Annotated in this window: 21 protein-coding genes; 11 read left to right on the top strand and 10 right to left on the bottom strand. The window is 45.9% G+C overall.

The features are described 5' to 3' along the window. The first annotated feature begins 8 nt into the window (after positions 1-8). The 3 genes from V7S65_RS20295 to V7S65_RS20285 all read left to right on the top strand — a co-directional run bounded on the left by V7S65_RS20295 (position 9) and on the right by V7S65_RS20285 (position 6816). On the top strand, positions 9-1424 hold the full coding sequence (locus V7S65_RS20295) for a SusD/RagB family nutrient-binding outer membrane lipoprotein (RefSeq protein WP_336387791.1): 1416 nt from the start codon (positions 9-11) through the stop codon (positions 1422-1424). Positions 1425-2043: 619 nt separating this feature from the next. After that, complete coding sequence (locus tag V7S65_RS20290; protein ID WP_336387792.1) at positions 2044-5175, top strand: SusC/RagA family TonB-linked outer membrane protein; 3132 nt, start codon at positions 2044-2046, stop codon at positions 5173-5175. Positions 5176-5187: 12 nt separating this feature from the next. Continuing rightward, positions 5188-6816 carry a RagB/SusD family nutrient uptake outer membrane protein gene (locus tag V7S65_RS20285; RefSeq protein ID WP_200817235.1) on the top strand — a complete coding sequence of 543 codons (1629 nt, stop codon included), beginning with the start codon at positions 5188-5190 and terminating at the stop codon, positions 6814-6816. Positions 6817-6892: 76 nt separating this feature from the next. On the opposite strand, the gene V7S65_RS20280 is transcribed toward V7S65_RS20285, so the two are convergent. Beyond that, positions 6893-8044: a TlpA disulfide reductase family protein gene (locus V7S65_RS20280; RefSeq protein ID WP_079469876.1), complete on the bottom strand. Its 1152-nt coding sequence runs from the start codon at positions 8042-8044 to the stop codon at positions 6893-6895. 68 nt (positions 8045-8112) lie between these two features. Continuing rightward, positions 8113-9564: an Asp-tRNA(Asn)/Glu-tRNA(Gln) amidotransferase subunit GatB gene (gatB, locus tag V7S65_RS20275; protein ID WP_336387793.1), complete on the bottom strand. Its 1452-nt coding sequence runs from the start codon at positions 9562-9564 to the stop codon at positions 8113-8115. A gap of 104 nt (positions 9565-9668) precedes the next feature. Between gatB and V7S65_RS20270 the strand changes: the two genes are divergently transcribed. Continuing rightward, complete coding sequence (locus tag V7S65_RS20270; RefSeq protein ID WP_336387794.1) at positions 9669-11051, top strand: aldehyde dehydrogenase; 1383 nt, start codon at positions 9669-9671, stop codon at positions 11049-11051. Position 11052: 1 nt separating this feature from the next. Here V7S65_RS20270 and V7S65_RS20265 read toward each other — a convergent pair whose 3' ends face one another. Next, positions 11053-12075, bottom strand: coding sequence for a PDZ domain-containing protein (locus V7S65_RS20265; RefSeq protein WP_336387795.1), 1023 nt, complete (start codon positions 12073-12075; stop codon positions 11053-11055). 393 nt (positions 12076-12468) lie between these two features. Beyond that, positions 12469-15090, bottom strand: a complete 2622-nt coding sequence (gene alaS, locus V7S65_RS20260; protein WP_336387796.1) for an alanine--tRNA ligase — start codon at positions 15088-15090, stop codon at positions 12469-12471. Positions 15091-15440: 350 nt separating this feature from the next. Here alaS and V7S65_RS20255 point away from each other — a divergent pair, with 350 nt between their 5' ends. The 3 genes from V7S65_RS20255 to V7S65_RS20245 all read left to right on the top strand — a co-directional run bounded on the left by V7S65_RS20255 (position 15441) and on the right by V7S65_RS20245 (position 17575). After that, the gene (locus V7S65_RS20255) at positions 15441-16412 is read left to right on the top strand and encodes a M23 family metallopeptidase (protein ID WP_079469870.1); all 972 of its coding nucleotides are present in this window, start codon (positions 15441-15443) and stop codon (positions 16410-16412) included. 289 nt (positions 16413-16701) lie between these two features. Further along, positions 16702-17070 carry a MerR family transcriptional regulator gene (locus V7S65_RS20250; RefSeq protein ID WP_227024430.1) on the top strand — a complete coding sequence of 123 codons (369 nt, stop codon included), beginning with the start codon at positions 16702-16704 and terminating at the stop codon, positions 17068-17070. A 10-nt stretch (positions 17071-17080) separates the two neighbouring features. Beyond that, on the top strand, positions 17081-17575 hold the full coding sequence (locus tag V7S65_RS20245; RefSeq protein ID WP_079469869.1) for a thioredoxin domain-containing protein: 495 nt from the start codon (positions 17081-17083) through the stop codon (positions 17573-17575). Between the two features lie 225 nt (positions 17576-17800). Here the strand turns inward: V7S65_RS20245 and V7S65_RS20240 are convergent, their stop codons facing one another. Continuing rightward, positions 17801-18907, bottom strand: coding sequence for a mechanosensitive ion channel family protein (locus V7S65_RS20240; RefSeq protein ID WP_079469868.1), 1107 nt, complete (start codon positions 18905-18907; stop codon positions 17801-17803). Positions 18908-18916: 9 nt separating this feature from the next. Beyond that, on the bottom strand, positions 18917-20062 hold the full coding sequence (locus V7S65_RS20235) for an amidohydrolase family protein (RefSeq protein WP_336387797.1): 1146 nt from the start codon (positions 20060-20062) through the stop codon (positions 18917-18919). 97 nt (positions 20063-20159) lie between these two features. On the opposite strand from V7S65_RS20235, the gene prfA reads away from it, so the two are divergent. From prfA to V7S65_RS20220, 3 genes are all read left to right on the top strand, one after another. After that, positions 20160-21224, top strand: a complete 1065-nt coding sequence (gene prfA / locus V7S65_RS20230; RefSeq protein WP_079469866.1) for a peptide chain release factor 1 — start codon at positions 20160-20162, stop codon at positions 21222-21224. Positions 21225-21394: 170 nt separating this feature from the next. Beyond that, entirely contained in the window at positions 21395-21988 is a 594-nt protein-coding gene (locus V7S65_RS20225; RefSeq protein WP_079469865.1) for a hypothetical protein, read from the top strand. A 300-nt stretch (positions 21989-22288) separates the two neighbouring features. Then, positions 22289-22894 (top strand): OmpA family protein, encoded by a 606-nt coding sequence (locus V7S65_RS20220; protein WP_227024429.1) that lies wholly within the window; start codon positions 22289-22291, stop codon positions 22892-22894. A 69-nt stretch (positions 22895-22963) separates the two neighbouring features. Here the strand turns inward: V7S65_RS20220 and V7S65_RS20215 are convergent, their stop codons facing one another. The 4 genes from V7S65_RS20215 to V7S65_RS20200 all read right to left on the bottom strand — a co-directional run bounded on the left by V7S65_RS20215 (position 22964) and on the right by V7S65_RS20200 (position 24963). Continuing rightward, positions 22964-23356, bottom strand: a complete 393-nt coding sequence (locus V7S65_RS20215) for a VanZ family protein (protein WP_111577053.1) — start codon at positions 23354-23356, stop codon at positions 22964-22966. A 114-nt stretch (positions 23357-23470) separates the two neighbouring features. Further along, positions 23471-23851, bottom strand: a complete 381-nt coding sequence (gene gcvH, locus V7S65_RS20210) for a glycine cleavage system protein GcvH (RefSeq protein WP_079469863.1) — start codon at positions 23849-23851, stop codon at positions 23471-23473. Positions 23852-23952: 101 nt separating this feature from the next. Then, positions 23953-24615 carry a peptidylprolyl isomerase gene (locus V7S65_RS20205; protein WP_079469862.1) on the bottom strand — a complete coding sequence of 221 codons (663 nt, stop codon included), beginning with the start codon at positions 24613-24615 and terminating at the stop codon, positions 23953-23955. A gap of 9 nt (positions 24616-24624) precedes the next feature. Then, positions 24625-24963 carry a hypothetical protein gene (locus V7S65_RS20200; RefSeq protein ID WP_079469861.1) on the bottom strand — a complete coding sequence of 113 codons (339 nt, stop codon included), beginning with the start codon at positions 24961-24963 and terminating at the stop codon, positions 24625-24627. Between the two features lie 245 nt (positions 24964-25208). Here V7S65_RS20200 and V7S65_RS20195 point away from each other — a divergent pair, with 245 nt between their 5' ends. After that, on the top strand, positions 25209-26210 hold the full coding sequence (locus tag V7S65_RS20195; RefSeq protein WP_079469860.1) for an AAA family ATPase: 1002 nt from the start codon (positions 25209-25211) through the stop codon (positions 26208-26210). Positions 26211-26238: the final 28 nt, after the last annotated feature.

The raw sequence follows: 26238 nt of genomic DNA, 5'->3' as shown, positions 1-26238 counted from the left end.
GAGTAATGATGAACAAGAAGATAATTATATCCATTATAGCGGGAAGTGTAATGTTAGGGGGTTCAGGATGTAAAAAATTCCTGGATGTAAACAATGACCCGGCTGCAGCCACGAACGTAACTGACGCCCTGTTGGTGGGCGGTGTTGAATTAACTACCGCATTTAATATTGCGGGTGGTTATCCTGCCAGAACTGCCGCTTTCTGGACACAACAACTGGGTTATGACCAAAATGCACCGGAATGGGATACTTATAAAGTAACAGCTTCCGATGTAGATAATACCTGGTCTTTTGACATGTATCCCCAGATCCTGAACAACCTGAAGATCCTGCAGGACCAGGCTGCCACAGCTAGTCATCCGCATGCCGCTGGTATAGGAAAGGTATTAATGGCTTATAATATGGCTGTTGCTACCGACTTGTGGAATGCAGTACCTTATTCACAGGGATTCACAGGCTTTGGAAATTTAAAGCCAAAGTATGATACGCAGGAAAGCATTTACACCAGCATTAATACTTTACTGGATGATGCCATCGCACTGCTGGCACAGGAAGATGCTTCCGGATCAGTTGGTGATAAAGATCTGATATATGGTTCCGATCCTGAAAAGTGGACGGCGTTTGCTTATTTCCTGAAAGCCCGTTTTGCTTTACGTTTAACATATGCACCTGGTAAAGTGGCTGCCACACAGGCACAAGCTGCCTTAACAGCATTGGCAAAGGCTTTCCCTGATGCCAGTTTCAATCCAGGTGTTACATTTGGTACCAAATCCGGATCAGAAGCCCCCTGGAACCAGTTTACAGTGAAATGGGGTAGCGTTGCAGTATCATCTACTTTCCTCACTTTGCTGCAATCAACAAATGATCCCAGGTTGCCAGTAATGGTAGATCCGGTTAAATTAGGCACTGGTTACAGAGGCAGAATAATAGGCGAAGACCAGATTAACATTGATTCACTTTCAGGTGTAGGTAAGTTCTTTGCTGCTGCTGATCAGTCAGTGTATTTAGCTACTTATGATGAACAGCTGTTCATCAAAGCAGAAGCTACTTTCCTGACCGCTGGTTTTGCTGCAGCTCAACCTGTTCTTAAAAGTGCAGTGGAAGCGCATATGGAAAGATGCGGTTTGAATCCGGCCAGCGCTGCGGTTCAGGCTTATATCACTGCTAAATGCACACTTACTGCTGCCAATGCTTACGAGGTGATCATGACACAGAAATATATTTCTAACTATCTGTCTCTTGAATCATACAACGACTGGCGCAGAACTAATTTCCCTAAGCTCACTGTTGTGCAGAATGCATACCAGGGTATCACTACCATCCCACGCAGATGGGTGTATCCAGCTTCAGAGAATGAAACAAACGCACAGCCTGAACAACCAGGCAAACTTACAGATCGCGTTTGGTGGGATACCAAACAATAATCAGTATTTCATTTAACTAATAATACGAAGCGGTTGTCTCTGCAAAGAGACAACCGCTTTTTTTATGCTTATCTTCATTTACCCCTAAAATGTTATTTTTTACTTGAAATGTTTCCCTATATTTGTTCCCGTCATGAAAATTTTCATGAAGCCAAAATCGGAGAATCAAGGTTTATTTAGAGTAATACAACATAACAACGAATACATTTTTTTTGCTTATCGGGAATTTATAACGGGAATATTTGCTTATGGGGAGCGGCTTACGGCCAGATTTTCCATCTAATTTAATGAGATTCAATAGTTGCCCATCCTGCTGTTCACGCAGGAACGGAGTCGTTTTCTGTTGACCACAGAAAATGAAATGGCAATCTGTATAAAATTATCTGATTATTCAGTGGCGTGCCACTGCTGTACTCTTGTTCACTTGTTTTTATAATGTTAGGATTGCTTATGATTTTTAGATTGCTTATGTAGAATTGTGCTTTGCGAAGATTTCCGCAAAGCAACATTGTTATTTCGTTTAGTCTTTATTGTTATATAATAATAGCCTTGCGCTAAATGGCCATGCTATGCCTGGACATGTCTGTATTACATTTATTTTTTCAAATCAAAATCGCTTATGAAGAAAGGATTGTTTCTCTGGTTATTTGCGGCTATTACCGCGCTGCAGGCGCTTGGCCAAACCAGGGTCATCACAGGTAAGGTGACAGACTCCAAAGATGGATCTCCGCTGCCTGGGGTTACAGTGAAAATTGTTGGTACTTCCAACGGCACCATGACGGCCTCCAATGGAGAGTTTAAGCTCAACGTTGGTGAGAAGGCGACTGCCATTGAATTTTCTTTTGTAGGTTATACCGCCCAACAGGAAAGTATTACCGGTAAATCTATCGTAAACGCCCAACTGGCTGCCGATCTGAAAGGATTGAGCGAAGTAGTGGTGGTTGGTTACGGTACTATTGAGCGTAAAAACCTCACGGCTTCTGTATCCAGCATCAAAGGAGCCACGCTGAAAAATGTGGCCGCATCCAGCATCGATCGTCAGTTATCCGGACAGGTAGCAGGTGTACAGGCTACTGTGTCCAGCGGTATACTGGGCCAGCCTGCACGTATCCGCATCCGCGGTACCAACAGTATCAGCAGTGGCACCGATCCGTTGTATGTAATTGACGGGGTGCCTTACATCACCGGCAACCAGAGTACTATTACTTCCAATAACCCGCTGGGTGATATCAATCCAAATGATATCGAAAGCATGGAAGTGCTGAAAGATGGCGCCGCTACTGCAATCTATGGTTCCAGGGCCGCTAACGGCGTTATCCTGGTAACTACCAAGAGAGGTAAAAGCGGTAGACCACGCCTCACATACGATATGTGGATGGCTGCAGCTAAGCCTTCCAAATTATTTGATCTGCTGAATGCAGATGAATTTGTAACCATCGCTAATGAGAAAAAGCTGAACGCCAAGCCAACAGCTACACCGGATGCTTTCCCTACACCAAATCCTGATGGCGGTTTTTACGATACCGATTGGCAGAAAATTGTGACCAGAACAGGGTTCCAACAGAATCATGCGCTGTCATTAAGCGGTGCCAATGATCAAACCAACTACTACGTTTCCCTCGGATATACCGATATGAAAGGTATTCTTGTTGGTAATGATCAGCGGAAATACCAGGTACGCCTGAAAGTGGAACAGAAAGCTTTTAATGTAGTAACTGTAGGCGTAAATGCCGGTGTTTCGCACATTACCAACAATGGTCTGAACGTTAGCCAGAACGGACTTTCCAGCAATCTTTCCAATGCTATCCGTGCTTTACCTAACGTACCTGCACAATGGAATGATGGTACCTATAATCTCAGCAACACCAATACACTCGGTAGCGGCGCTAATAAAGCCACTATCGCTGATAACTATACCAACATCAAATATGTGTTGGATCATAACATCTACCGTAACAAGAACCTGAATTTTACCGGTAATACTTTTGCCAGTGTAAAAATTCTGAAAGATTTTGACCTGAGAACGCAGATCGGTATAAACTATATGAATGGGGAAGATTACCAGTACTGGAACCCGATTCATGGCGATGGCCGTGGTACCAATGGTATTATCTATCAGCAGTCTGTTCCAAGCTTCCGTTATAACTGGGTAAACACTTTAAGCTATAACAAAACTATCGGCGCACATAATGTAGGCGCGGTGATCGGAACAGAAAATCAGAAAACCAGAGAAAGAAGTTTCTATGCGCAGGGTACTAACCTGATCAGCCCTTTCTTTGGTACTGATAACCTGATCGACAACAGCACCGGTACCCAAACGGTGGGTGGTACACTGGTGGAACGCGCATTCCAGTCGTACTTTATCAGAGCTAACTACAGCTACAAAGACCGCTACCTGGTATCTGCAACCCTTCGCAGAGATGCTATTTCTTCCCTGCCTATCGGCAAACAGGATGTAACACTGCCGGGCGTTTCCGTAGGCTGGAGAGCTTCACAGGAAAATTTCTTCCAGGAAGGTGGTATCGCCGACCTGATCAGCAACCTGAAGATCCGTGGCGGTTATGCTAAAGTAGGTAACGTGGATATCGGTGCATATCCTTATGCCGGTACTTACAAACCAGCACTGTATGGATCCTTACTGGGTATTGCTTTCAATCAGGTATACAACCCGGACCTGACTTTTGAAACCAGCAAAAAAATGAATATCGGGCTGGATCTGGGATTATTCCACGACAGGATCACCGTAACGGCTGATTATTTCAGGAATGATATTGACAACATGATCCTGGCATCTCCGCTGCCTCCGTCATTAGGTGTTCCAAGCGCTACCAAACCGAATGTATTTTATTCCAACGTGGGTAAAATGTATAACAAAGGTTATGAGCTGACAGTGAACAGTACTAATATTCAGCGTGGTGATTTCTCCTGGACTACTTCCTTCAACATCTCTTTTGTAAAAAATAAAATTACTGCACTGGTAGATAATGCAGATATCGTTTATCCATACAACATTACCCGCGTAGGTGAATCTATGGGTGCTTTTTATGGTTACGAATCCATGGGTGTGAATCCTGCAAACGGTAACCCATTGTGGAAAAAAGCAGATGGTTCCATTATACAGGGTGATGCATCAAAAGGTGTTTATTATGCCTACAATGCTTCAAAACCTGAAGATGTATCTACTTCAGCAAAAGCATTATCATCTTCCGACAAAAAAATCCTCGGTAATGCTACTCCAACCTATTATGGTGGTTTGAACAATACCGTTAATTACAAAGGATTCGACTTTAACCTGTTCCTCTCTTTCTCCGGTGGTAACAAGGTTTACAGCGTAACCCGCCAGGAAGGTTTGAACAACCAGAAGTTCCTGAACAACGGTAAAGAAATTTTAAACAGGTGGACTACTCCGGGCCAGGTAACAGACGTGCCTAAACTGTACCTGGGTGCAGATAACTTTATCCTGCAGAGTGGTAACGTTAACAGCCGTTTCCTGGAAGATGGCAGCTTTATCCGTGCGCAGAACATTGGCCTGGGTTATACCCTGCCTAAAGCTATGCTGGAAAGAATTAAGCTGAGCAGCATCCGCGTTTATGCACAGGTGCAGAACGCATTCATCATCACAAAGTATTCCGGTCTTGATCCTGAATTAAACACTTATGTGGATTCAAGAGCTAACACGCAACCAGGTTTGGATTACAACACCAACCCGGTTCCCCGCAGCTATACTTTTGGTATTAACGTAGGATTATAAAAAATAATGAACATGAGAAATACAATGGCATATAAATATAACAGAAGCATGAAAGCAGTAGCAGCAGGATTACTGGTGTTATCACTGGGTGCTGTGTCCTGTTCAAAATACACGGAATTATCACCAAAGAACGCCTTGCCGCAGGACGCCGTATTTTCGGATTCGTCTACTATCGAACTCGCTGCAAATGGTATGTATAATACAGCTGCGCTGGGAAGTTATAATGATGATTATACTTTAGGCCGTGGCTATCCTTTCGGTGCCGCTGCCATAGAGCAGGATGAAATGCGCGGAGAAGATATGGTGAACCTGGCTACGTTTTATGATATCACTTACAAAGGTAGTTACAGTCCTACTTCTGCCAATAATGTGCAGATGTGGGTGAACCTTTATGCACTGATCAACCAGGCCAATACGCTCATTGATGGTGTGCGGAAAGCCGCTGCCAGCAACGTGATTTCGCAGGCTAAAGCGCTGCAGCTGGAAGGTGAAGCCCGTTTTCTGCGTGCGCTGGCGCATCATGAAGCGGTGATTCATTACAGCCGTCCGTATGCAGATGGTGCGGGTGCACAAGTTGGGATTCCTTACAGAGATATGCCTGTCAGCACACCGGCTGAAATACAGGAAGCGCTGAAAGTGGGCCGTGGTACGGTAAAAGAAGACTATACCAAAATACTGGCGGATCTGGATTTTGCAGAAGCGAACCTGCTTCCTACTACAGCCAATCCTATCAGCAGGGCAACCAAAGGAGCAGCTATTGCTTTGAAAACAAGGATTAAGCTCCATATGGCCGATTGGCAGGGTGTTATCACAGAAGCAGCGAAGCTGGGTGCAGATCAAAGCGCGCCATTTGTGAGCCCGGTGAAAGGTTATAAACTCACTGATAGTCCTGATGGTCCATTCACAAAAGCAGATAATAATACAGAATCTATTTTCTCTATCGCTAACAGTGCAATCACCAACGGAGGTTCCAACGGTGCGCTGGCAGCGATGTTTGGTCCTTCTGATCAGAAAGGCCGTGGCCTGGTAGCCACCAGCCCGAATCTGTACAACGCCTCTTTCTGGGCAGGCGATGACATGCGCCGTGTTTTATTGCAGGTAAAACAGGCTACTGTATCAGGTGGTAAGCCGGTTCAGAATTTCTACTTCAATTATAAATACCGTGATTATCTGAATAAGTCCGACTGGGCGCCGATGATCCGTTATGCAGAAGTATTGCTGAATGCAGCTGAAGCTTATGCACGCGCAGGTAATATCGTACAGTCGTTCAAGTTATACAATGCTGTTCGCAACCGTTCTTTACCTGAAGGCAGTCCTAACCGCATCACTACTGCTCCGCTCGACATGATCCAGGCAGTACTGGATGAGCGTCGCGTAGAGTTTGCGGGTGAAGGTCGCCGCTGGCCGGATATTACCCGTCTTGCACTGGATGCAAAGTATGGAACAGGTGGTATCCCTGCAAAAGTGATTGTTGATGATCTGAAAGATGACGGTAGCAATTACAACACCGTTACCAGACCGGTAACACCGTCCAGTTACGGTAGCATCAAGTATGCTGATTACCGGTTTATCTGGCCGCTGCCGGCAACTGAGATCTCTGCAAATCCTGCTTTGAAGAATGCACAGAATCCACAATACTAAACCTTGCCTTAACCTATAATAACAAAAAAACTCACCGGTGTAATGCCGGTGAGTTTTTTTTATGTAGACGATTATATTATTTCAGCACTTCCTGTAGCTTCGCTTCCAGTGCAGGTCCTCTCAGGTTGGAGGCAATTACTTTTCCCTGCGGATCCAGCAGGAAATTGGTTGGAATAGCATTAAGACCATATAAAGGTACTACGGAAGAATCCCAGAATTTGAGATCGCTCACATGGCTCCATACCAGTCCGTCTGCTTTAATAGCTTCCTGCCATTTATCTTTTGTTTTATCCAGTGATACACCGAGAATGGTAAAGTTTTTTCCTTTGTATTGCTGATAAGCTTTCACCACGTTCGGGTTTTCCTGGCGGCATGGACCGCACCAGCTGGCCCAGAAATCCACCAGTACAAATTTACCGCGGAAAGAACTGAGACTGATCATTTTGCCGGATGGATCGGGAAGGGTGAAGTCGGGAGCTACCTGGCCTACTTTTATAGCAGATGGTTCTTCTCCACCGGCTGCATCGCCGCCGGAGCCCTGATTCTTCTCCAGTTCCAGGATCTTATCTGTCATGCTTTTTACCAAAGTGTTTTTTGGAAAACGGGTAGCAAGATTGGTGATCACCTGTTTGTGTGCAACAATCTCTTCTCCGTTCCTCACCTGGCTGATCGCAAATACTGCGGTGGCTGGATTTTTTGTTTTATCTGCCATGAGGAAAAAGCCGTTTTCAAATTCTTTTTCTTTTTTCTGAAAAGCAGCTACTTTGGGCTGGAATGCACTATCGGGCAGCACAGCGTGGAGACTATCCAGGCTACGCATTTCTTCTGTGAGTGCAATAGACTGTTTGCTGATATCGCTCATAAACTGTTGGAGTTCGGCAGTTGGTTCGGAACCGCTGATCTTTACATCTTCCAGTTTATCTATATCTCCATCTATTTTCATATCGCCGGCATCGAGTGCAAGTAATATAAATTTGCCATTTTCAAAGCGTACGCGGTACAGTCCCTGTTCGGGCACCATTCCTTTCAGCGTGAATTTGCCACTGGCATCTTTTACATTGGTAGAATCCACCACTTTCACATTGTCCAGTGTCAGTTCTTCCAGTAATACAGAACCTAATGGTAAATTGCTCAGGTGTCCTTCTATTTTAAATTCACCTTTTTCCGTTTGCCCGGCGCATCCTGCGAGGAAAGCGGCGGCGGAAATCCATAATAAGTATTTTTTCATGCTACTATTTTTTGAACATTCATCTGACGGATACCACTCAATATAGGATAAATATTTCCAATGCTGTTTTAGCCTTTCAGCTTCTCTGCCAGCAATTCATTGGTGAGCCGCGGATCAGCCTTGCCTTTGGATAATTTCATTACCTCTCCTACGAACAGCGACATCAGCCCTTTTTTGCCACTTTTAAAGGCCGCTACTTTATCCGGATATTTTGCCAGCACTTCATCAATAATGGGAGAAATGTTGTCGGCGTTGTTATCCTGTAATAAATTCAGGCGGGTGGCGATGTCCATCGGATGATCTGCGGGTGTTTGGATCATTTCCGGCAATATGCGGGAAGAGGCGATGGAGAAGCTGACTTTTCCCTCATCTGTAAGCGTAATTAACGCTGCCAATGCCTGTGGTGTTACCGGGAAATGACTGATTTCTGCTGAGTGTTCATTCAGCCAGGATTTAACAGGGCCCAGCATCCAGTTGGCAGCGGCTTTATATTGCGAGGTAACGGCAATTAAACTTTCGTAATAGTCGGCCGTGGATTTATCATCGCAGATAACACGCGCATCGTATTCCGGCAGGCCAAAATCGGTGGTGTATTTACGGATGAGTTCTTCCGGCAGTGCGGGCAATGTGGCCCGTACGCTGTTAATGAATTCATCTGTTAGCTTAAATGGCGCCAGATCTGGTTCCGGGAAGTAGCGGTAATCATTTGCTTCTTCTTTGGAACGCAGGGAAAACGAGCTGCCGTTGGAAGCGTCAAAGCTGCGTGTTTCCTGTACCAGGGTGCCACCGGCTTCTATGAGATCTATTTGTCTTTTTACTTCGTTGTCGATGGCCCGTTTTACGTTGCGGATAGAGTTCATATTTTTCACCTCTACCTTCGTACCCAGGGTGGTGCTGCCTTTCAGACGAACCGAAATGTTGGCATCGCAGCGCATGCTGCCTTCTTCCATATTACCATCACATACGCCGAGGTAACGTACCAGGCGGCGCATTTCGGTAAGGTAGGCGTATGCTTCCTCACTGTTATGCATGTCTGGTTCGGTTACTATTTCCACGAGGGGAACGCCTGCGCGGTTTAAATCCACGTAGCTGTTGTCAGGGTCCTGGTCGTGGAGGAGTTTACCCGCATCTTCTTCCAGGTGGATGCGGTTCAGCTGTACATTGCGGGTGCCGGCATCTGTAATAATGGTAATATAACCGCCTTTACAGATGGGAGCCGTATGTTGGGATACCTGGTATCCTTTTGGAAGATCCGGGTAGAAGTAGTTCTTACGGGCAAAATAATTGTCCTTTTCAATTTCACAATGACAGGCAAGACCCAGTTTGATGGCATATTCGGCCGCTTTGCGGTTCATGCGGGGCAAGGTGCCCGGGTGGCCCATTGTAATGGGACTGATATGCGTATTTGGAGCGCCGCCAAAAGCTGCACTGTCGCTGCAAAATAATTTACTTTCGGTAAGCAGCTGGGCGTGCACTTCCAGCCCGATCACTGTTTCATATTTGCTGTATATATCGCTCATTTTCCGTACTGATTCCCACAAATATATTCAAATAATACCGTGATTTCAGGCTATTTGGTGCCAATAAATCCCTAAATTGAGATACACATCAAAATTTCTTCCCTATGATCAGCAAGGCCCAGGCAAGTCAGCTTTATCAGGCGCAACAGGTTTATTTCGACTCTGGCGCCACACTTTCTTATTCCTTCCGCAAAACGCAGTTAAAGCGTTTGAAGAACGGGATTAAGAAGTTTGAAGATAAAATCACCGCTGCCCTGCATGCTGATCTGCACAAGCATCCGCTGGAGTCTTATGGTAGTGAGATAGGATTTTTGTATGAAGAAATCAGTTATATCCTGCAAGGGCTGAAGCAATGGATGGAGCCCGAGCCGGTTACCTCTCCTTTTGTGACCTATCCCAGCAGCAGCCGGGTATATAAGCAGCCGTTGGGGCTTACCCTCATTGTTGGCCCCTGGAACTACCCGTTTATGTTGCTTATCAGCCCTTTACTGGGGGCCATTGCCGGTGGTAACTGTGCCATTATTAAGCCGTCGGAGCTGGCGCCGCATACTGCGGCGGTAACCGCTGCGCTGATAAAAGATACTTTTGATCCGGCCTATATTACGGTAGTAGAGGGGGATGGAACAGAGGTGATTCCTACCCTGATGAGCTTCCGGTTCGATCATGTGTTTTTCACGGGGAGTATCCCGGTGGGCAAGAAGATCCTGGAAATGGCGGTGCCGCACCTCACGCCGGTTACGCTGGAACTGGGCGGTAAATCGCCTTGTGTGGTAGATGAAAAAGTGAATGTAACGGTGGCGGCTAAACGAATAGTGTGGGGTAAGTTCTGGAATGCCGGTCAAACCTGTGTAGCGCCGGATTACCTGCTGGTACACCATAAAGTGAAGGATGAACTGGTAGCTGCGCTGAAAGCGGCGATAACAGAATTTTTCGGGGAAGATCCCTCCCGCAGTGATGATTATGCCCGTATTATCAATGCCAGGCGATTTGATACGGTGGCCGGCTACCTGGGCGAAGGCCACATACTGCACGGCGGGGAAACAAACCGGGATCAGCTTTACATAGCCCCTACCCTGCTGGAAGATGTGGAATGGACGGACCCGGTGATGCAGGACGAAATATTTGGTCCCGTGTTGCCTATACTTACCTACGCCAGCCTGCCGCAGGCCATAGAGGCCATTAAGCAGTTGCCTTACCCGCTGGCGTTGTATGTTTTTACAAAGAGTAAGAAAACGGAGAAGGCACTGATAGAACAGGTGCGTTTTGGCGGAGGTTGCGTGAATAATGCGCTGGTTCATCTCACCAATCCTGAATTACCCTTTGGTGGCGCAGGGTACAGCGGGATGGGAAAGTATCACGGCAAATACAGCTTTGATACTTTTACCCATCAGAAAGGTATGCTGAAAACGGCTACCTGGCTGGATGTTCCAATGAAGTATCCGCCGTTTAAAAATAAATTGAAGATGATGAAGATGGTAATGAAATAGGCTATATATCCGCCTTATTCAGTTTCACGGGCAATTTAATTATCAGCGTTTTATCGGATCCATTCCGGCGGATTTTTGCCGGTGCATCACCTTTCACTTTGGCCTGTGTTTCACGGTATGCTTTAGATAGCTCTGCTGCATTTTTAACCGGTATCCCGGCAAGTTCCAATACTATATCGTCTTTCTGGAAACCTGCTGCTGCGGCTGCAGAAGAAGGAGCCACCTCAATTACCTGTGCGCCTTCATTATTTTCGGTATCCTGTACGCGGAGGCCCAGTTTTTCGTTGTTATCCCAGTTGTCGCCAAATCCCTGGAAACCACGCGGCATAGGGAAAGAGAAGGATCTTGGTCCGTTCTTTGGCAGTGCAGATAAAGGTGGATGCATGGTCCAGCCATTATCCATTTCTTTTCGTTCATCGAGGGTAACCGCTACCTTGTTTGTTTTGGTATTACGTATGTACGTTACCGTTACTTTGTCTGCCGGTTTATGTTTGCCGATCTCTTCAAATAATTCTGCCGGTTCATTGATCTTTTTATCATCTACAGAAACAATGATATCGCCGGTTTTTATGCCTGCTTTATCAGCTGGGGTGCCTTTTGCTACTGATTTTACCGTAACGCCGCTGGCTGCCACTTTTTCAGTTATCACACCGAGGATGGCTTTGTTCATTACCGGCATTTCTATATCGTTGTCTTCATCGTTGTCGTTAAACAAATCAAAGCTGCCTCCCTGTAAACTGTTGCTGTCAAACGTGAGGGCGTTGCCATCGCGCGGCGTGATCTTCCTGCGGAAAACGGTAAGGTCGGAGTTACTGTACTGGTCCAGTTTCTGGCCATTGATGAGTACATCGCCGTTTTTGATTTCCACGGTCACTTTACCGTCTTTGTCGCTTTTATGTTTGATTACAATTTCATCAAACTCTCCCAGCTGATTTTTGGAAGTGTCTTTCGTTTGCGCAGATACCGCGCTCATGGTGAAGCAGGAAAAACCCGCTATAGTGAGGATTTGCAGTAACCTGGTCATGGTGCTTAGGTGTTTTGTTGATTAAATTTAAACTAATGCGGCAAAATTAAAGGGCGTGCCAGGAAAGAAAAAGTTAAAATGTATGGTTTGGGGGCAAAAGAAATACGCTTTACAGCATATTTTTTTATTATTTGATGGGGGAGCCGCTCTTGCCTTCCGGATGTATCTCCAATGCCCCGGACCTGCGTATGTCATGGATCATCCATGCACTATCTATACTGTTAGCATGCACTCCTCATGCACTATTAATGCACTGTTAATGCACTCCCCATGCACTATGTCTACATATATGAATGAAATAAATTATATGAACGGGGTAAAAAGAGAGGGCTGACCTAAAAGCCCAATAGACTTTTTGGCCAGCCCTCATCTTTTTATGCTGTGAGCATTATTTTATGCTGTGAGTAGTTTCTTTACCGCAGCAATTACCTGATCCAGTTTGTCTGTTTCCTGTCCGCCTGCTGTGGCAAAGGTTTTCTGGCCACCGCCACCACCTTTGATCAGCGGAGCAATGTATTCTTTGATGATCTTTGGCGCTTCCCATCCTTTGGACGCCACCAGTTTTTCATCAATACTGAGGGCCACGCTGGCTTTGCCGCCAACATTGGCAACAAACAGCAGCACATGATCCGGGATCTCGTTTTTCAGCTGGAAAGAAAGTTGTTTCAGTCCTTCCGCGTTGCCTACATTCACTACCTGGCCCAGGAAGTTAACGCCGTTGATGTTTTCTGCCTGGTGGCGTATTACTGCTGCCAGTGCCCGTACTTTTTCCAGTTCCAGTGTTTCCAGTTGTTTTTCCAGGGAAGATTTATCCTGGATCAGTGTTTCTATGGATTTCACGAGTTCTTTCGGATTTTTCAGGGCGGCTTTAATTTCTTTCAGTTGCTGCAGTTGCTCGTTAACGAAGGCTTCTGCCTTGGAGCCGGTTACGGCTTCCACGCGGCGTACGCCGGCGGCCACTGCTCCTTCTGAAACAAATTTAAACTGGCCCAATTCGCCGGTTGAGCTGATATGTGTACCACCGCAAAGTTCCACACTATAGGCGGGGTCTATGATCACTACGCGTACAGTATCGCCGTATTTCTCACCAAAAAGAGCCATTGCGCCCAGTTTCAGGGCCTCCTCCTTTGGAAGCTCACGGATCACTACCGGGATATTTTCGCGGATCTTTTCGTTCACAATGGCTTCTATCTGCGCCAGTTCCTCGTCGGTTACTTTGGCGAAGTGCGAGAAGTCGAAACGCAGGGCATCTGCATTTACCAATGAACCTTTCTGTGCCACGTGTGTGCCCAATACCTGGCGCAATGCTGCGTGCAGTAAGTGCGTGGCCGAGTGATGGCGCTCTGTATTATGGCGCTTATCTTTGGCTACGGCGGCTTTTACAGGCGCATCGGGCTGTGCGGGCAGTTTATCTGCAAAATGTATAGTGAGGTTGTTCTCTTTTTTGGTGTCGGTAATATGAATTACTTCATCGCCGAAGTGCAGGGTGCCGGTATCACCTACCTGTCCGCCGCTTTCAGCGTAGAAAGGCGTTTGGCCCAGTACCAGCTGGAACTGCTCCTTACCTTTTGCTTTCACGGTGCGGTACTTCAGCAGTTTGGTAGTGCTTTCCAGTTGTTCGTAGCCTACGAAAACGGAGTTGGGTGTTTCGTCGAGTATTACCCAATCGCCCATATCCAGTTCTGTAGCGGCGCGGGAGCGGTCTTTCTGTTGCTTCATGGCAGCATCAAAGCCTTTTTCATCTACAGAAAAACCATTTTCTGCGGCTATCAGGCTGGTGAGGTCATAAGGAAAACCGTAGGTATCATACAGTTCAAAAGCTGTTTTTCCATCAACTGCTTTGGTGGCAGCGTGCTGGATAAAATCTTCGATCCGGCGGATACCGCTTTCCAGGGTACGCAGGAAGTTGTTTTCTTCTTCGAACACTACTTTCTTCACAAAATCCACCTGCTGTTGCAGTTCAGGGAATACATGCGAAAACTGTGCAGCCAGTACGGGTACCAGTTCGTGCAACAAAGGCTTTTTCACATCGAGGAAAGAGAAATAGTAACGAACCGCCCTGCGGAGAATACGACGGATCACGTAACCGGCGCCGGTATTGGATGGCAGCTGCCCGTCGGCAATGGTAAAGGAAATTGCGCGGATGTGATCAGCAATTACACGGAAGGCTACATCTTTTTTATCATCAGTACCGGCATATTTTTTACCGGTAAGTCCTTCTGTGGTGTGGATGGTACCCATGAAAAGGTCCGTATCATAGTTGGAGGTTTTATCCTGCAACACTCTTACGAGGCGTTCCAGTCCCATACCTGTATCTACGTGTTGGGCAGGCAGTGGTTCCAGGGATTTATCTTTCAGGCGGTTGAACTGCATGAATACGTTGTTCCATATTTCAATCACCTGTGGGTGGTCGGCATTCACCAGGGTTTTACCGTCAACCAGATTTTTTTCTGCTGCAGGTCTGCAGTCTACATGGATTTCTGAGCAGGGGCCGCATGGACCGGTATCACCCATCTCCCAGAAATTATCTTTTTTATTACCCAGCAGGATACGGTCTTCTGCGATATGTTCTTTCCAGAAGTCGTATGCTTCCTGGTCTTTTGGCAGGTTTTCTTTTTCATCTCCCTGGAAAACAGTCACGTAGAGCTTGTCTTTAGGGATTTTATATACTTCTGTGAGCAGTTCCCAGCTCCAGGCAATGGCTTCTTTTTTAAAATAGTCGCCAAAGCTCCAGTTACCGAGCATTTCAAACATGGTATGGTGGTAAGTATCAATGCCTACTTCTTCCAGGTCGTTGTGCTTGCCGCTTACCCGCAGGCACTTTTGCGTATCAACCACCCTTTTGTTAGGAGGCACCCTGTTGCCCAGGAAGTAATCCTTGAACTGGTTCATACCCGCGTTGGTGAACATCAGGGTGGGGTCGTTTTTAATAACGATAGGGGCAGATGGGACAATCTGGTGCCCTTTTGACGCAAAAAAGTCCAGGAATTGCTGTCTTATTTCGGATGCTGTCATAAATATTGATACGAATTAATATGTATTTTATATCTTATAAGCCATAACCGGTTAGAGGCTTGTAGTTGTATTTCAAGCCCTTATGAAGTAGTTAGAAAATTGACAATCAAAAGGTTGATGTTTTAATCTAATTACAGTAGGTTTGTGCGCCTTATTTTCCCGCCGTGTTAAAGGGAGTGCAAAAATATCGAAACCTGTATGATTATGCAAAACAGGTTGTGTTACCCGGCAAAAATAGTTAAGTGGGAAAAGAAATGCCAACGATACCCATCCATAAGTTTGTACCTCGTGAAATAAATCGGCTGTCATAGCGTTCACTGCACTATGGCGCATAAAGTACACCCTGGTGCATGAAGAAGGTTAAATATTTTTATAATACCCAAACATTAAAATACGAGAAGCTCGTGGTTTCTCTGCGGGTAAAAATCCTGAGAATACTGGGGTTTGTGTCTGCGGCTATCGTAACCGGGGCTATTTTTCTTTCTGTGGCATACCGGCTGGTTGACTCTCCAAAAGAGAAATCGCTTCGCCGCGACCTTGAAGGCATGAAAGAAAAATATGATGCGTTGCAGGGCCGGATGCGGGAAGTAAAGGGAAAACTGGCCGAGCTGGAAGACCGTGACAATGAAATTTACCGGGTTATATTTGAAGCATCTCCTATCCCGGACAGTACCCGGATGGGTAAAGTTAAGCGGGATGAAGAAGCCGCCCAGCTGCAATCCTTTGCCAGCAGTGAGATTATCGCCTCTACCTCCGTACTCCTGAAAGAACTCAATAACCGTGTAAAGGCGCAGGAGGAATCTTACAACGAAATTGATAAGATGGTGAAGAACAAACAGCAGATGCTGGCCTCTATTCCTGCCATCCAGCCGGTTTCCAATAAAGATCTTAAACATATTGCCTCCGGTTTTGGTTACCGCATCGATCCTATTTATAAAACCATGAAATACCACGCGGGGCTCGACTTTGCGGCGCCCAGCGGCACGCCTATCTATGCCACCGGCGACGGTGTTATCGAAGAGGCCAGCCTGAGTGATGTGGGTTACGGCAACCACGTGATAGTACGACATGGATATGGCTATAAAACCCTCTACGGCCACATGCTCCGCATGAAAGTAAAAGCCGGACAGGCAGTGAAACGCGGCGATGTATTGGGTTGGGTAGGCAGCACCGGCAAATCTACCGGACCGCACTGCCATTACGAAGTCATTAAAAACGGGGATAAGGTAGACCCGGTGTATTTCTTCTTTAATGATCTTACCCCGGAACAGTTTGACCGGATGCTTAAAATGGCCAGGTCGGGAAACCAGTCGTTTGACTAAAGTTATTAGCTTTTAGTTAGTTGCGGGCTTTCCGTAAGTTGTCTAAACCCAAAAAATGAGGTCTGAATGTTACAAGCTACAAGCTAAAAGCTTAACTTCATCTTTGTAAAAGATATTTGTCACCTCGTTTTTTACTACGATGCACCAGCTAGACCTTTTTTCGACATCTGGAGTACCGCATCCCACAGAAGCTGCGGTAACAAGACCAGTTAAAGTAAAAGCAAAGGCCAGCAGCAAGAAAGCTGCCGTAGCAACCACCATACCTGGGAAAAAACGGGGGCGTAAATCATTGAAAGAGTTATCGGAGGACCCGGATCTGATTATGGAATTGGATAAATTGGTATTGGATAAACAGTATTATTCGATCAGTGAGGTTGCAGCCATGTTTAAGGTGAATACGTCGCTGATACGTTATTGGGAAAATGAGTTTGATATACTGCAACCTAAAAAGAACCGGAAGGGCGACCGCCTTTTCCGGCAGGAAGATATTCACCACCTTAAATTAATCTACCATTTACTGCGGGAACGAAAATATACGATAGAAGGCGCCAAGCAAAAACTGAAAGAAGATCATAAGCTGGCCGCCCGTAATTTTGAAATGGTACAGGCTTTGCTAAAGGTACGTGGTTTCTTAACGGAACTGAAAGATCAATTATAAAAACAACATTATGCGATTGAAAACATTACTACTGGGTGGTGGCCTGTTATTCTCATCCCTGGCATGGGCACAGAACGAAACAGTACTGAAGGGCAAGATAGATATGAAAACACTGATGAATGACACCTCCGCAACGTGGTTCTACAAAGGTGTAAACAGCTACCAGCCTAACGACAATATGCTGAACTATATTAAAACCAACCGCGCCAACTTCAATATGGTAGTGGTAATGGGTACCTGGGACAATACCAGCCGCGAGGTAGTACCAGCGTTATATAAAGTAATGATCACCGGCGGCAGCCCTGACGAACAGATTGTAATGTTTGCTGCAGATAAAAAACTGCAAACAGATGCGCCGGTAGATTATAAAGTAAAGAAATTACCTACCATCATCGTATTTAAAGATGGTAAAGAAGAAGGCCGTATTGTAGGTGCGCCGAAAGAATCAATAGAAGCTGATATTTCCCGCATTCTGCTGAGCAGCACGAAGAAGGAAAAGGAATAATCGCCTTCGGCGATGGAAATTGTCTTGGAGCAGGATTACGCCGATTAACCGTGATTACGCTGATTTGATCAGGTTTGATTTTAAATATTTAGGGGAGATAGAATCGAATATTTTCGTTTCTATCTCCCCTAATCTTTTAAAAAATCCCAAAAGTAAAGTCAATGAAATCACGGTTAATCGGCGTAATCCTGCTCCAAGACAATTTCCATCGCCGAAGGCGATCTTTTACTCCGCCCGCAGGTCGCTCAGCGTAACGGTTGTAGAGGTAGTAGGCAGCTTGAGTTCACGCGCCTCCATCAGTTTGATTACACCAAGGTTCACCGTTTCTCTTAACGCATTATACTGGGCGCCATCAATAATATACGTGTTAAAGATGATCTGGATCACGTAAGTATCTTTGGTAAAATCATTCAGGTTTACCGTAGGATTTTCCAGTACGTTAGAATTGTTGTTCAGCATCTGCCGTACATCCTGTAAAAATAACAGCAGCGTGTCTGCCGGCGTATCCGTTCCCAGTTCCAGCTTTAAAGCCACGCGTTGCTGGGTACGCAGGGAAAGATTATCCAGGATACTGTCCACCATTTTTTTGTTGGGAACCGTAACGAAAGTCTTCTCCAGTGTACGGATACGCGTACTGCGTAAACCAATTTTTTCTACAGTCCCCTGCCAGGAATCCACCTTAACGTTGTCGCCTACACGGAATGGTTTGTCAAAGAAGATAATAAAGGAGCCGATCAGATTTTCTATACTTTCCTTCGCTGCCAATGCAAGGGCGGCCGCACCTATTCCCAAACCGGCGATGATCTTTTCTACCAGCCCCGGTCCGAAAAGGATGCGGATGAAGGCAATGGCGCCCATGATAAATATAATGGCCTTGAAAAAATCGCGGAAGAAAATAATGAACTGGTTATCGGTTTTATCTTCTGTGAGATCGGCTTTCTTTTCCAGTACCAGGGCAATGAAATCGATCAGCCGCAGCATGATCCAGATAATGCTCATACTCAGCGCCAGGCTCAGTAAGGTATTGGTAACATCATGCAGCGTTGCCTTATTATAGATATGAACATTAAGAACCTGCGGAAAGGTAAATCGGTCGATGGTGAGCATGAAGGTGACCAACAGGAAAAAATATTCCAGGGGCCGCAGTAACAGGCTGATAAAGTCTTTTTCTTCAATTTGCGGCGACCAGTGTCTTACCAGCCGGAACAGGATGGTGGCGAGTCCTTTTGAAATATACCGTTTGATAATAAATACAAACAATAAAACGCCGATCAATATCAGGTAATCCTGTACGGGGTTGTCTAAAATTACTTTGTTTAAAAACTCGTTCATAAGTTACAGCTAAATAATTCTACTGCTTTCCTGGTTAATCAATATTACACCTGGCTTGCTGCCGGTGTTAAAACTGCCATAGGTGTCCTGTATGCCCAGGGCCTTTGCGCCGTTAAAAGTAGCCCATTGCAATATTTCTTCCAACGGAATCTCCGGAAAATACTGACGGATGGTTTTTATTTCCTCCCAGATAGACAGGTGATGATTAGAAGCGAGGCTGTCGGTACCCAGCGTGATATTGCATTGCTGCTGCCGGAATTGTTGAATATCCGGTAAGCGGTTTTCGATGTACAGGTTCGCCTGCGGGCAAAGGCACCACCAGGTTTCCACGGGTTGCTGCTGTGCAAAACGGATATCGGCTTCAGAGGTAAAAGTGTTATGTACCAGCAAGATTTTATTCCGGGAGAAATAAGGCAGATAAGCTTCCAGGCTGTTGGTACCGGTAGGTTGGAAGCCACTGATATCCATGCCGAAGTGCTGGTAAAAAGAAAGGAACTCCCCTGTTTTTTGCTGGTACAATTCATTTTCAGCCGGTGTTTCCTGGTTGTGGATAGATACCGGTGCGTTGTGCGGTGTACCGGCCAGTAGCCCGAACAGGGCGTTGCTAACCGAATAGGGAGCGTGCGGCACAATGGAACAGCTGTGATGGGAGCCATTGATCTCCCGGAACGATGCCAGTACGTCCATACTATACTGGTAGCGGCTATTAGCGCCTGCGGGCGCTACGCCCATACATTCCACAAAGGTGTGGTAATACATTCTGCCCTGCTGTTTCTTTACGAGCGTGGCGGTGCTGTTGCAGATATCACCTACTGCGGAGATGCCGCTTTCCCACATTTCCAGTTCGGCCTTGTCTATAACAGCGTCATAGTCGCCGGTAGCCTGGTTCCTGGATTGCATCACCTGGGTAAGGAATGCCGGCAGGCCGGTTTTTTCCGGAATTACCCCTTTCATGTGGGATAATTCCAGGTGGCAATGGGTATTTACAAATCCCGGGCATAGTATTCCATCCAGTTCCCTGACATCGCCGCCGGCGTCAGATTCGGCTACAATGCCCGTCACTACGCCATCTTCAGTTAATATCAATACTTTTCCGGGCCCCAGCAGATGCGTACCGTTAAATATATCTTTTCCCTTTAATTTGATCTGTTTCAATTACCTGCTGTTTAATTAAGTTAATGGTGTTAATTTTGCAACCCGATTGGCAGTATCATTTCCGGTTGGAAAGGGTACTCAAAAGTCAAATATAATTATGATAGACAAACTGGAAGCTATAAAAGGTCGTTTCGAGCAGGTATCGATGGCGCTTACCAACCCGGCGGTTGTTAGTGATAACAAGAAGTTTGGTCAGCTCAGCAAGGAATACCGGCAGTTGGAAAAGATCGTGAAGGCATATGATGCCTACCGTAAATTGCTGGATAATATTGCATTTAACAAAGAAGTGCTGGACAGTGGCGACGATGAAATGCGTGAACTGGCCAAAGCCGAAACGGAAGAATTGCAGGAGCAGAAAACAGCCCTGGAAGCAGAGATCCGCAACCTGCTGATACCAAAAGATCCACAGGATGAAAAGAATGCCATCCTTGAAATACGTGCCGGTACCGGTGGCGATGAGGCGAGTCTTTTTGCGGGAGACCTGTTCCGTATGTATCTCCGTTTTTGTGAGCTCAAGGGCTGGACCACCAGTTTGCTGAGTGAAAATGCGGGATCTGCGGGTGGTTATAAGGAAATAGTGATGGAAGTAAACGGTGATGATGTATATGGTACCCTGAAATTTGAATCGGGCGTACACCGGGTACAGCGTGTACCGGCTACAGAGGCTTCCGGACGTGTGCATACTTCGGCGGCTACCGTAGCGGTGTTGCCGGAAGCAGAAGAAGTGGATGTGGATGTAAGAGAAGCTGATATTAAAATGGATACCTTCCGTTCCTCTGGTGCGGGTGGTCAGCACGTAAATAAAACTGAATCGGCCGTGAGGTTAACGCATATCCCTACCGGTGTGGTAGTGGAGTGCCAGGAAGGACGCAGTCAGCACTCTAACCGTGAAATTGCAATGAAGATGTTACGTACCCGCATATACGAAGCAGCGGTGCGCAAGCATGAAGATGCCATTGCCTCCCAGCGTAAAAGCCTTGTATCTACCGGCGACCGGTCCGCTAAAATACGTACCTACAACTATCCGCAGGGGCGTGTAACGGACCACCGTATTGGTATGACCGTATACAATATGGACGCCTTTATGAATGGAGATATTAAAGATATGATAGATGCTCTCCAGTTTGCAGAAAACGCGGAGAAGCTGAAGCAGGGCAGTTAATAATTACAGGTTTTAAATTTGTGGAAAGTGACGGCTATCCCTGTGCTGTTATCTTTCCACAAATTTTCTGCAGGTTAATTCGTAATCACACAAAATATCCTACATTTAGTCAGCGGTCACAAGCCGTAGCACTAAAGGAAAACCTTTTCTTCCCCCTAAATTATCATCAAATGTTAGAGCAATTAATGGACCTTGTCCGCGAGAATGCCCAGGGTACTGTGGTAAACAACCCTGCTATTCCTAACGAACAGAATGAAGCCGTAATAGGCGCTGCCACTTCTTCTATCGCAACAGGTTTGCAGCAGGAACTGGCCAGTGGCAACACGGAAGGTGTGTTGTCTTTGCTGGGTGGCGCCGGTAGTGATACCTCTGCCGCTAATCCTGTGGTAGGAAATATCTCCAACAACTTTATCGGAACACTCCTGGAGAAATTCAACCTGGATAAAGGTACGGCCACACAGCTGGCTGCTACCCTGATCCCAACGGTATTAGGCTCCCTGGCAAATAAAACAAAAGATCCCAACAATAGCAGTTTCAGCCTGGATGGTATCCTGAACTCACTTACCGGTGGCTCCGCACAGGGACTTAACCTGAACGGTATACTGGGTAGCCTTTCCGGCGGCCTCGATAAAAATGGCGACGGACAGGTTAACCTGGATGATTTAAAGAGCTTGTTATCAAACGGAGCCCAGCAGCAGCAACAGCAACAACAGGCTGGCGATGCCGGCGGTATCGGCGGGTTATTAAAAAATCTGCTTGGCTAATCTTTTTCGCCACTTCGATTGTTGTATAGTCGTACGCGTTACCTTTGTATGCGCAATTATTGTTATGTGATTTATGCCTGCAGTTTTTTTATTGCCTGTTTATTTCTACTGATCAATATGTTGTGTACGCTAAATCAAGTTGGCAAACTATTTGCGTACAAGTTTTTCAATTAGTTTTGTCAACGGAATTAATGCTAAAAAACCTTCATGTCTAAATTTATTATGATGAAAAAAATCAATGTTCTGGTAGCTTTGGTCTTGTCTGCAACCATGTTGTTCAGTTGTAAAACCTGGCAGAGCATGGACAATACTAAAAAAGGTGCTGCAATTGGTGTTGGTGGCGGAGCTGCCGCTGGCGCTGTAATTGGTAAAGTAGCCGGTAATACCGCATTAGGAGCTATTATTGGTGCTGCATTAGGTGGTGCTGGTGGTGCTTTGATCGGTAAAAAAATGGATAAACAGGCACAGGAAATAAAAACAGAAGTACCAAATGCGACTGTAGAACGTGTGGGTGAAGGTATCAACGTAACATTTGATGCAGGTGTGTTATTTGGTTTTGATAAGTCTAACCTGTCTGCTGTAGCACAGGACAATATCAAGCAACTGGCTGTTATCCTGAATAAGTATCCTGACACTTATGTACGTGTGGAAGGTCATACCGACGACAAGGGTACAGATGAGTACAACATGGGTTTATCTGAAAGAAGAACCAAGAGTGTAATGGCTTATCTGGAAGCACAGGGTATTGCCAAGAGCCGTATCCAGGGATTCTGGTATGGTGAATCACAGCCTAAAGTGCCAAATGATTCAGACGCTAACCGCGCTACCAATCGTCGTTGTGAGTTCTCTATCTTCGCAAATGATAAGATGAAAAATGACGCGAAGAAAGAAGCTGGTCAACAGTAATAAAAATATTAAGAACACTTATTTCTCATAAGCAGATATACATTCCCCCCTGGTTACAGGGGGGATTTTTTATTTATCCAGGTTGTTGAAGAACAGGGATCTGACAATTTTAAATACCCATACGCCGGCGATAGCGCCCAGGGTGTCGGCCACCACATCATACATATCAAAGCTGCGGCCAATGGCCCAGTATTCCTGGATAAACTCTATTGCAAGACCATAACCGGCTGCACATACCACCAGCAATGCGAGGGTGCCCGCAGAGATGTGTTTTTTTTGCCGGTAGATACCGAGACTCAGAAATAAAACGATGCCTCCAAACAGGCCGAAGTGAACAAACTTATCAAAATGGATTCTGTCAAAAAATGAGTTGGAGGGAATATCTTTCCCGGGCAGGGTACACAAAACAAGGATCAGGATGATCCATAGAATAGCTGGCATGTAATATCTCAGGAGTTTCATGATCCTTTTTTTAATTAACGGGTTACTGTACTGCTAGTAAAAAGGACAACAGGCTGACCGTTCAATAACGTAGCCTGTTGTCCTTTCTTATATAAAAGATTATTTTGGTCGGAATTATTCACCTACCAACGCCTGGTAAGCAGCAGCATCCAGCAGACCTTCTACATCAGCGGGGTTGTTAACGGTTACTTTCACCATCCAGCCTTCACCATAAGGATCCTGGTTTACCAGCTCCGGAGAGCCATCCAGTGCGGGATTCACTTCACTAACGGTGCCTGCAACCGGCATAAACAGATCAGATACTGTTTTTACTGCTTCTACTGTACCAAATACTTCTTCGGCGTTTACTGGCTTGTTCAATGAATTGATATCAACGAAAACTATATCGCCTAATTCGCGTTGTGCAAATTCAGTTATACCGATGGTAGCTACGTTACCTTCTAATAAAATCCATTCGTGATCCTTTGTGTAACGCAGATTTGACGGAAAATTCATATCAAGTTTGATTTTGAGCCGTAAAAATACAGAAACTATTATGATTTTGACGGGAAGCTATCCTAAATTTTGACTTTCCCCGGACATGGTATTTTTTTTATTTAGAAGATCAACCATTTCTTCATGACACGGATCTTCATGGGCATGTCCTGCAGTGGTCTGTCGTGACTGTCGGTTTTAAGTGCGGCGATTTTATCGATCACGTCCATGCCTTTAATCACCTGGCCAAACACGGTATAGTTCTGGTCGAGGTGCGGGCTGCCACCTGCTGTTTTATATACCTGCCGCTGATCCGTTGGTATTTTGCGGCCTTTAAGTCTTGTTTGCTCCAGTTTATCCAGTTGTTCATCGGTAAACACTTTACCCTGCACAATGTAAAACTGGCAGCCGGAAGAGGCTTTGTCGGGCCGGTCTTCCCGGGCCGCCCCCAGTGCGCCTTTGCGATGGAATAAGTCCAGCTGGAACTCCGGTGGGATGGTATAACCCACATCGCCGTTGCCCAGCGTATCGCCGGGATGGGCGTGTTTGGAATCCGGATCGCCGCCCTGGATCATAAAGTTCAGGATAACGCGGTGAAACAACGTGCTGTCGTAAAAGTGTTGCCTGGCCAGTTTTATGAAATTATCCCGGTGTTTCGGGGTTTGATCATACAACCGGATGATCATGGTGCCATAAGGGGTCGTTACTTTTACTTTCCGGTCTTTGGCAATGCCCGGGCCAACAATCAGCAAAAAGAGGGTACAAAGGAGTAGCAGTTTCTTCATAAAGGTGTATTAGGCTTCTTCATGACCGGCAAAGTAAGCAATTACGTGTTCTTTCAGAAAGGTTTCCTGTTCCATCATTTCCATTTTTGGAACGGGTTGTAACTCCTTGAAATGCGGCCATCCGTCTTTATCATAGCCATCCAGCTCAAAGTAGCCACTCTGGCTCAGCAGCGTGCATACTGCCACGTGCATCAGGTCCTGTTTCTGTTCTTTGGTATATTTCTTCTTTAAATTATTTATTTCATTTACGCCGATGAGGAACAGAATAGCTTCCATATTGGGCTTTTTACCAAACCTTTCGGTAAGCATATCTTCTACCGGTTTCCAGCGCTTCTCAAAATCTTCCATATTACTGTTGCTTTTAAATTGTTGGCGTTTTGCCAACGGCTTATTCCCCGCAAAGGTACGTTATAGGGAAAAATATTATATAAATATGCCGGGCTTTATTAATTTAGGCAGCGCCATTGAATGATTATTAGCCGGAAATGAGCCATAGTGGCAAGTTTAACAGCATTTTAACGGCCCATTCACATAGTGATAAGTTTTATTTGACCAGAGAATGTTTATTTTAGCACACCTGAAAAATTATTAGCATGGAAAATACATCGTCCGACATCCGGCAACTGAATGAGAAGATTCACCAGGCAAGCGCCTTCGTGGACCTGCTCACAATGGAGTTAGGTAAAGTAATTGTTGGCCAGCGTTATATGGTGGAGAGACTGCTCATCGGTTTGCTGGCCCAGGGCCACGTACTGCTGGAAGGCGTACCCGGTCTGGCAAAAACATTGTCGATCAAGTCCCTGTCGTCCGCTATCAACGCAAAATTCAGCCGTATCCAGTTTACGCCTGACCTGTTGCCTGCGGATGTGATAGGTACCATGATCTATAACCAGCAGAAGAATGAGTTTGTAGTACGCAGAGGTCCCATCTTCGCCAACTTTATCCTGGCAGATGAGATCAACCGCGCCCCGGCAAAAGTACAGAGTGCCTTGCTGGAAGCCATGCAGGAAAGACAAATCACCATCGGCGATACTACTTTCAAACTGGACGAGCCCTTCCTGGTACTGGCCACCCAGAACCCGATTGAGCAGGAAGGTACCTACACCCTGCCCGAAGCACAGGTAGACCGTTTCATGCTGAAAGTGGTGATTGGTTATCCTACCAAAGAAGAAGAAAAACAGATCATCCGTCAAAATCTGAACCCGGAACTCTCCGCTCCTATCCGTCCCATTATCCATCCCTCCGATATCCTCGAAGCGCGTAAACTGGTAAGGGAAGTGTATATGGATGAGAAGATCGAAAAATATATTCTCGATATTGTTTTTGCAACCCGTAACCCGGAAGAATACAAACTCAATAAACTGAAACCGCTGATTGCATACGGTGGTTCGCCAAGAGCCAGCATCAACCTGGCCTGGGCAGCCAAAGCCTACGCTTTCATGAAGCGCCGCGGCTATGTGATTCCGGAAGATGTACGCAATATATGCTTCGACGTTATGCGCCACCGTGTAGGATTAACCTATGAAGCAGAAGCGGAAAATGTTACCAGCGAAAATATCCTGAGTGAAATCCTGAACGCAGTAGAAGTACCATAGCAGCTGAAAAGCTGCCGGACCGGGCATT

The sequence above is a fragment of the Chitinophaga sp. CCNWYY40 genome (genome assembly GCF_037483205.1).
Lineage (GTDB): Bacteria > Bacteroidota > Bacteroidia > Chitinophagales > Chitinophagaceae > Chitinophaga > Chitinophaga ginsengisegetis.
Note: the sequence above shows the minus strand (reverse complement) of the source record. Positions and strands in the feature narration are given on the sequence as shown.